The sequence below is a fragment of the Fodinibius roseus genome, from assembly GCF_900129315.1.
Classification (GTDB): domain Bacteria; phylum Bacteroidota; class Rhodothermia; order Balneolales; family Balneolaceae; genus Fodinibius; species Fodinibius roseus.
Window position 1 is genome coordinate 132781 of record NZ_FQUS01000014.1, and the last position, 7860, is coordinate 140640.

Below are 7860 nucleotides of genomic sequence, written 5' to 3' on the forward strand. Positions count from 1 at the left end.
TTACGTTTTAAAGAGAATACTTACGTTTAGTTTATGCCAAAAGAACCGGATTTTATCCACGACCTGAATGAAGCCCAGCAGCGTGCCGTACGGCATACCGAAGGTCCCCTGCTTATTGTCGCCGGGGCCGGCAGCGGTAAAACACGCGTACTTACCTACCGCATAGCGTATCTCATTCAGCAGCAGAAAGCCGCTCCCAACGATATCCTGGCGCTGACCTTTACAAACAAGGCGGCCAAAGAGATGAAAGAGCGCATCCAGCAGCTGATTGGCGATGAAGCCCGGCGGCTGTGGATGGGGACCTTCCACTCCGTATTTTCCAAGATCCTGCGGTTTGAGGCGGAAAAGATCGGCTTTACCTCCAACTACTCGATCTATGATACCGACGATTCCAAAAATGCCATTAAGCAGCTGCTGCGCGAAAACAACTACGATCCCAAGGAAATTCGTCCCCGCACAATACAGCGACTCATCAGCGATGCCAAGAACGAACTTATTCACCCGGACCACTACCAGGAAAAGTTTGTTCACAGCACGCTGGACGACATCACCGCCAACATATACGGGCAATATGTGGAGCGGTTGAAGCATAACAACGCCATGGATTTTGACGACCTCCTGGTTAAACCGATTGAGCTTTTCCAGCAGCATGAAGGGGTTCTGGAGAAATACCAGGACCGGTTTAAATATATTTTAATCGACGAGTACCAGGATACCAATCATGCCCAGTATAAAGTGACCAATATGCTGGCCAGAAAATACAAGAACCTGTGCGTGGTCGGAGACGATGCCCAGAGCATCTATTCTTTCCGGGGAGCGGATATACGGAATATCCTGGATTTCAAAAGTGATTATGAGGAGGCTGTTGAAATTCCGCTGGAGCAGAACTACCGTTCCACCAAAGCGATCCTGAAGGCCGCTGACTCCATCATCAAAAGAAACGACAGCCAGCTGAACAAGACGCTCTGGACGGACAACGATATGGGCGATGCGATTACGGTGCTCGACAATTATGACGAGCGCGATGAGGCCAACCGCGTTGCCAACTATATCCAGGAGCTTAAAGCGCGCAAGGGATACGGGTATAACGACTTTGCCGTACTTTACCGTACCAACTACCAGAGCCGGGTCTATGAAGAGACCTTCCGCCGCAAGGGGGTCCCCTACCAGCTGGTGGGGGGACTCTCGTTCTACCAGCGGAAGGAGATTAAGGATGTACTGGCTTATCTCACGCTTCTCATCAATCCCGACGACGACACCAACCTCATCCGCATTATCAACGAACCTTCGCGGGGCATCGGCAACAAATCACTGCACGATCTTATGGCACAGGCGCGTGCCGGAAACCAGTCGCTCTGGCGAGTCCTGGAAAATGTCGGGGAAATCGATCTCTACAAGCCGGCCGAAAAGAGTGTCAGGGAGTTTGTATCGATGATCAATGATCTAAAAAAGGATCTGAAAAACGGCAGGAAGCTCATCAATATCACCAAAAAATTGCTGGAACAGTCAGGCTATATGAAATCCCTGGTGGAAGAAAATTCTCCCAAATCGATGACCCGCCGGGAAAACATCCTGGAGCTTCAAAATGCGATCTCTTATTTCGAAAAAAACAATAATAATCCCTCCCTGAGCTCGTTTTTGCAGGAGATTAGCCTCATTACCGATACCGATAAGTATGATGAGGAAAAACCGGCCGTTACCATGATGACCGTTCATGCTGCGAAGGGACTGGAATTTCCGGTGGTCTTCGTAGTGGGACTCGAGGAAGAGCTGTTCCCCGTGGGCAGCCGGGACAACGAAGAAGTGAATATCGAGGAAGAACGCCGGCTGTTTTACGTCGCCATTACCCGCGCCGAAGAAGTGCTTTTCTTCAGCCACTGCCGCAGCCGGTACAAGTATGGGGAAGAGCAGCGAAAACGACGCTCTCGCTTCCTGGATGAAGTGAGCCCGGATGTGGTCCGAACAGAGACCGGGGCCTCCATCAAGCAAAACAGCAACAATTTAAACGGAGACCAAAAGGAGAGCAGCGATTCCGGGAGCACGAAGATTGAATATGACTGGAAAAAACCGCTCTATAAGAAAAAAAACCGCTCTTCCAATACGACCCGGATCTACTATGACAACCCGGATGAAGATCCCTTTCAGGTGGGGGCCAGAGTGGAACATAATGTCTTCGGGCCCGGTAAAATTATTAGCCGCAGTGGCCAGGGCGAAAAAACAAAAGTCGTTATCTATTTTAAGGAACGAGGACGAAAAACACTGATGTTGCGGGTGGCTAAACTGCAAGTCATCGGTTAGCATTCAAATGACCACTCCATTGAGAAAAGAACCGCCATCATTTATCAAAATACGCACGAAAGTTTCCATCCTGAGCCTGATTCTGGTTCTGGCTGTGGGGGGACTGGCCGGCAGCCCGGTCCACGCGCAACCGGTTATTACGGCCGAAAACATGAGTCTCGGCGGAGGGGGCACGGCTTACCTGAACGGACCCGAGGCCACATTCTGGAACCCCGCGAATTTGATGATCCGGGAACAGCCCGGCCAATTTCACCTTGAGATCGGCCAGGGCGCTGTTCAGTTTGAGCCGATGCTCTCAAGCAGCTCGCTCAACCAGCAGTTCGCAAACTTCCTCGATGGCTATCAGCCCTATTCGCAGGTAGATGCAAGCATCAACGCTAAACAGCGAAACAGCATTCTGAATACTCATTTTCCCGAAAATAAGCTGTTGTCCCAAAATCAGCAGCGGGCGGATCTTATCCTCGGCGGGGCGATATGGCAACAACGGGATTACGTTTTGTCGGCGGCCCTGCGGGCTCGTTACGCTTCGATCATCAAAACCGGGCGCGGATGGTACGAGGACGAGTTTACGGAACACAACGGCCGGCAGATCCGCGACTTTTCATTAATTCAGCAACGCAGTGAATATTATGAATTCGCTGTGGGATATGCTCAGGAATTCACCTTTGTAAACGGGCTCATGCCTCGCCTGAATACGCTTTATATCGGCATAGCCCCTAAAATCATCCTGGCCGGACCCGCATTTGACGCCCGTTATAATGCCCGCTACATCCGGGATGGTGAAGAAAACATGACCGGCACCTTTGTTTCCGACTTCAGCATGCAGAGTTCCGGGCGTTTTAGTGGCGCAACAACCGCTTATCTTCAGTCCCGCAATCCCGGGGAAGCCATCCGAAATAATTTCCGCGATAACTATCATTACCAGCAGACGGGCTATGGAGTCGGTTTCGATTTCGGGCTCAATTACATGATCCCGCTCAGCAGCCGGAAAAAAAACAGCTCGAAATCACCCGCCTCATCGGCTCCTGACAAATCCCTGCGCATCGCCTTCTCATTAAATGATATCGGCACGATCCGCTATCACAGTCAACCTCTGCGCATGTCATCCGGCAGAGATTCCTTACGGGCTCAAATGCCGGTCGCAGCAAATACGATGTTTGTGGGGGCCGGTGGACAGTATATCAGCTACCTGCACGAGGCTCCCCTGCTGCCCAATCCACTGGCCGTTTCCGAACAGGAATCTGATGAAAATTATTCTGCTCTTCTCCCCACATCGGTTAATACGGGCGTATTGCTGGATCTCGAACAATTCAAATTTATGGGCGATCTCACCCTCGGGCTCTACGATACCGCCTTTACGACGACTAACCTGGGGGTGCGACTCGGCGCTGAAATACGTCCCCTCCCCCGGATCCCTATACGCCTGGGCACCCGGTTTGCCTCGAAACAACCCTTTCAGATGGGACTGGGCACCGGTATTGAGACCAACCACTGGGATTTCACCGTTGGCGCCCGGACCCTGTTCCGCCAGGAATCTCCCGGGGCGACGCTGGTGGGAGTGGCTGTTGGCGGATTCCAGTTTCATTTTTAATGACGCAATTTCTGTCAAGCTGTCAATAAAAACTCCATTTTCTGCTACATTTTGTTATTTTGCCAGTAAGTATGACTAATTGGTAGGCGGAATAATCTTGGCTCCTTATTTGCATCCTACTTACTCAAATGAATAAAACTTTGATTAAATATTAACATACATGAAGGATATGTTCAAAAATATGGTCAACTTTGAGGATATTGACGACCAATTCGACGATTTTGAGCAGGCTATTCCTCTGATGTCGGAAGAGGAAGAGAAAGCATTAACGGAGTCTGAAATTCCCGACGAACTGCCGATTCTCCCCCTGAAGAACACGGTTCTTTTTCCGGGAGTCGTGGTGCCCATTACGGTGGGTCGCGACCGTTCACTGGAACTGGTAAAAGAAGCATACGAATCTGACAAGACCATTGGCGTTGTCAGCCAGAAAAATGAAGAGGATGAAGATCCCGGTACCAAGGATCTCTATGAAATCGGAACCGTTGCCCAGATTCTGAAACTTATAAAAATGCCTGATGGCAGCAAGAGTATTGTCATACAGGGGAAAACAACCTTTAAGATTGACGAGTTCTTACAGAAAGAACCCTACTTTAAAGCAAAAGTAGAACCCTACCACCAGGAAATGGATCTGGAAGGGGTTGAACGGGATGCCTCCATCCGCTCGGTCAAGGAAACGGCTTCGAAGATCGTAAATCTGTCGCCGAATATTCCCTCGGAGGCCTCTATTGCGATTAATAATATCAACAGCCCGATCTTTCTGTTGAACTTCATCTCCTCGAACCTGAATGTTTCGACTGCAGACAAGCAGGAAGTCCTGGAGATCCGGACCTTCTCGACGCGCATGGAGCGTGTGATGGAGTTTCTGAACAAAGAGCTGCAAGTGCTGAATCTCAGCGAAGAGATTCGTACCAAGGTAAAGTCAGATATTGACGATCAGCAGCGCGATTTTTACCTGCGACAGCAGATGAAAGCGATCCAGGAAGCCCTTGGAGAGGATGGAGAACACCAGGAAGTCGAAAAACTTCGCAAGCGGGCCAAGGAGAAAAATCTCCCCGAAGAAGCCCGGGAAACCGTGGAGAAAGAGATTACACGCCTGGAGCGCACACCCAACTCCTCGCCCAACTACGGGGTCATCCACAGCTATATCGAATGGATCCTCGACCTTCCGTGGAATACGTATTCAGAGGACAACCTTGATCTTGAAAATGCCCAGAAGGTACTGGATGAGGATCACTACGGGCTGGACAAGGTAAAAAAACGCATTATTGAATATTTGGCCGTCCTGAAGCTGAAAAGTGATATGAAAGCACCTATTCTCTGCTTCTACGGACCTCCGGGCGTGGGAAAAACCTCTCTCGGTAAATCCATTGCCCGTGCGTTGAATCGCAAGTTTGATCGATTCAGCCTGGGCGGTATTCATGATGAAGCCGAAATCCGCGGTCACCGCAGAACTTATATCGGGGCGTTGCCGGGGCGCATCCTGCGTTCCATGAAGAAGACGGAAACGGCCAACCCTGTTATCATGCTCGATGAGATTGACAAGGTGGGTTCCGATTATCGCGGGGACCCCACTTCAGCTCTGCTGGAAGTGCTCGATCCCGAACAAAACGACAGCTTTACCGACAACTATCTGGAGCTGGAATATGATCTCTCCAAAGTGCTGTTTATTGCAACGGCCAACTCCCTGGATACTATCCCCGCGCCGCTTCGGGATCGTATGGAGATTATCAATATCAGCGGCTACACCCTGCAGGAGAAAGCACAGATCGCAAAGGAACACCTGATTCCCAAGCAGATTAAGGAAAACGGTCTCCGTGAAGACCAGATTAAACTCACGCATCAGGGCCTCGAAAAAATCATTGACGAGTATACCCGCGAGTCGGGCGTACGCTCTCTGGAACGTCAGATCGGCTCGGTCTGCCGCGGCGTTGCCGCTAAAATTGCCAAAGGAGAAGAAGGCCGCCATACCGTAGGGGTCAACGAACTTCAGGATTACCTCGGCAAACGAAAATACTTCTCCGAGGTGGCCGAGCGCACGAAGGTGCCGGGGGTTGCTACGGGACTGGCATGGACGCCCTACGGCGGCGACATCCTTTTCATAGAGGCCAGCGTGTCCAAAGGCACCGGCAAGCTGCATATCACCGGACAGCTGGGCGATGTGATGAAAGAGTCGGCCATGCTGGCGATGTCATACCTCAAGGCGCACTCCGAGGAGCTGAATATCCCCGAAGAGGCGTTTAAATACTGGGATCTCCATATTCACGTCCCAAAGGGCGCAGTACCCAAGGACGGACCCTCTGCCGGTGTCTCCATCTTTTCGGCGGTTTCATCCATCTTCACCCAACGCAAAGTGAAGGGGACACTTGCCATGACCGGCGAGATTACCTTGCGCGGGCTGGTGCTGCCGGTGGGCGGCATCAAGGAAAAAGTACTGGCGGCCAAACGATCCGGCATTCAGAAGGTGCTGTTGCCCAGGAAAAACGAAAAGGACGTCGAGGAAATTGACAAAGATGTCCTCGGTGATCTTGAAGTACAGTATCTGGAGCGTATGGACCCGCTGCTGGACATCGTGCTCGAAGATGAGGTTGTCGTTGAGCCTGCCGATCGTTTTAAAGTGAGCGAACAGTATAAATCGCAGAACGGCAAAGTAACGAAGAACAGCGACTCTGCGGGAGAAACCGTCATTATGGAATAATTGGTAACGAAAAACCACCCATTTGGAACACCGAGGACGCATTGTTGAATCTACCGGCAGCTGGTATGAAGTATCGTACAGGCAAGACGGCGAACCAAAAAAAATTAATTGCCGCCTTCCCGGTCGTTTTCGGCTCAAAGAGCACAAGCTTACCAATCCCATTGCTGTGGGCGATTTTGTGCATTTTAATATCAATGACGACGGTTCCGGTAGTATACAGGAGATCGAAGAGCGGCAAAACTATCTCATCCGCGAGTCAACGCACCATCAGGAAGGTAACCAAATACTGGTCGCCAATATAGATTGTGCGTATGTGGTCCAATCTATTAAAAAACCCGCGATCAAACGTGGATTTTTAGATCGGTTCCTGGTGACCTGCGAGGCGTACCAGATTCCCGCGCGTATTGTACTGAACAAGATCGATTTGGCAACCGGCACGGATCAGCCAAAAATAGAGGACTTTGCCGAACTCTATGATTCCCTCGGATACAAGGTACTGAGTACCAGTATTAAAAATGAGAAATCGCTGAACCGGCTGAAGGAAGATCTCAGAAAAAAAACGTCGGTTTTTGTTGGTCCCTCGGGCGTGGGCAAGACAAGCCTGCTGAATCATATTGAGCCTTCCATCAACCGCAAGGTCGGGGCTGTTTCGGACTATAACGAAAAAGGTACCCACACCACGACCTTTGCCAGGCTCCTGCCCCTGCACTCAGGCGGTTATCTTGTGGATACCCCCGGCCTTCGTGAATTCGGGCTGGTTAACATTGAACCGTGGGAGCTCTCTCTTTTCTTTCCGGAGATGCTCGAATTCAGGCAACAGTGCAAATTCAACAACTGCACCCACAGCCACGAACCCGGCTGTGGGGTTATGCAGGCCTTTGAGGAGGGACACATTCATCCCGACCGCTACGATTCGTATCTTAATATCCTGGATTCGCTGGAAAATGCTTGACAGGCTTGCCCGGTGGAATGGCGATTATCCGGGGTAGCACAACTGTCGGAACTCATTGCCCGGATCCACGTTTAAGATATAACGAAGAGCCCAAAAAATTTATTATTCCTGCGATGATTCCGTATTTTGACCTGAGTCTGAGATAAAAAACTAAACTGAAAAACATAGGCTGCCCCACAAGAGCGGGCAGATATCGCTCTTTAGTACAAAAAACGATCTGATTTATTAAGGGTCTTATGAAGCAAACGACTTAGAGAGGGTCTTCTCTGAGCCTTTGCAGCAAGACGTTATATAAGTTTTTATTTCGATGATTAAAACGGAATT

4 protein-coding genes are annotated in these 7860 nt (G+C 50.3%); all 4 read left to right on the forward strand.

Going from position 1 to position 7860, the window contains the following annotated elements:
* Positions 1-33 precede the first annotated feature (33 nt).
* The 4 genes from BUB16_RS13625 to rsgA all read left to right on the forward strand — a co-directional run bounded on the left by BUB16_RS13625 (position 34) and on the right by rsgA (position 7536).
* A complete protein-coding gene (locus BUB16_RS13625; protein WP_073065370.1) occupies positions 34-2298 on the forward strand; it encodes an ATP-dependent helicase in 2265 nt (754 codons plus the stop codon).
* Positions 2299-2317: 19 nt separating this feature from the next.
* Complete coding sequence (locus BUB16_RS13630; RefSeq protein ID WP_073065373.1) at positions 2318-3889, forward strand: DUF5723 family protein; 1572 nt, start codon at positions 2318-2320, stop codon at positions 3887-3889.
* A 160-nt stretch (positions 3890-4049) separates the two neighbouring features.
* Positions 4050-6584 carry an endopeptidase La gene (gene lon / locus BUB16_RS13635; protein WP_211483179.1) on the forward strand — a complete coding sequence of 845 codons (2535 nt, stop codon included), beginning with the start codon at positions 4050-4052 and terminating at the stop codon, positions 6582-6584.
* 22 nt (positions 6585-6606) lie between these two features.
* Positions 6607-7536: a ribosome small subunit-dependent GTPase A gene (gene rsgA / locus BUB16_RS13640; protein WP_073065376.1), complete on the forward strand. Its 930-nt coding sequence runs from the start codon at positions 6607-6609 to the stop codon at positions 7534-7536.
* Positions 7537-7860 lie beyond the last annotated feature (324 nt).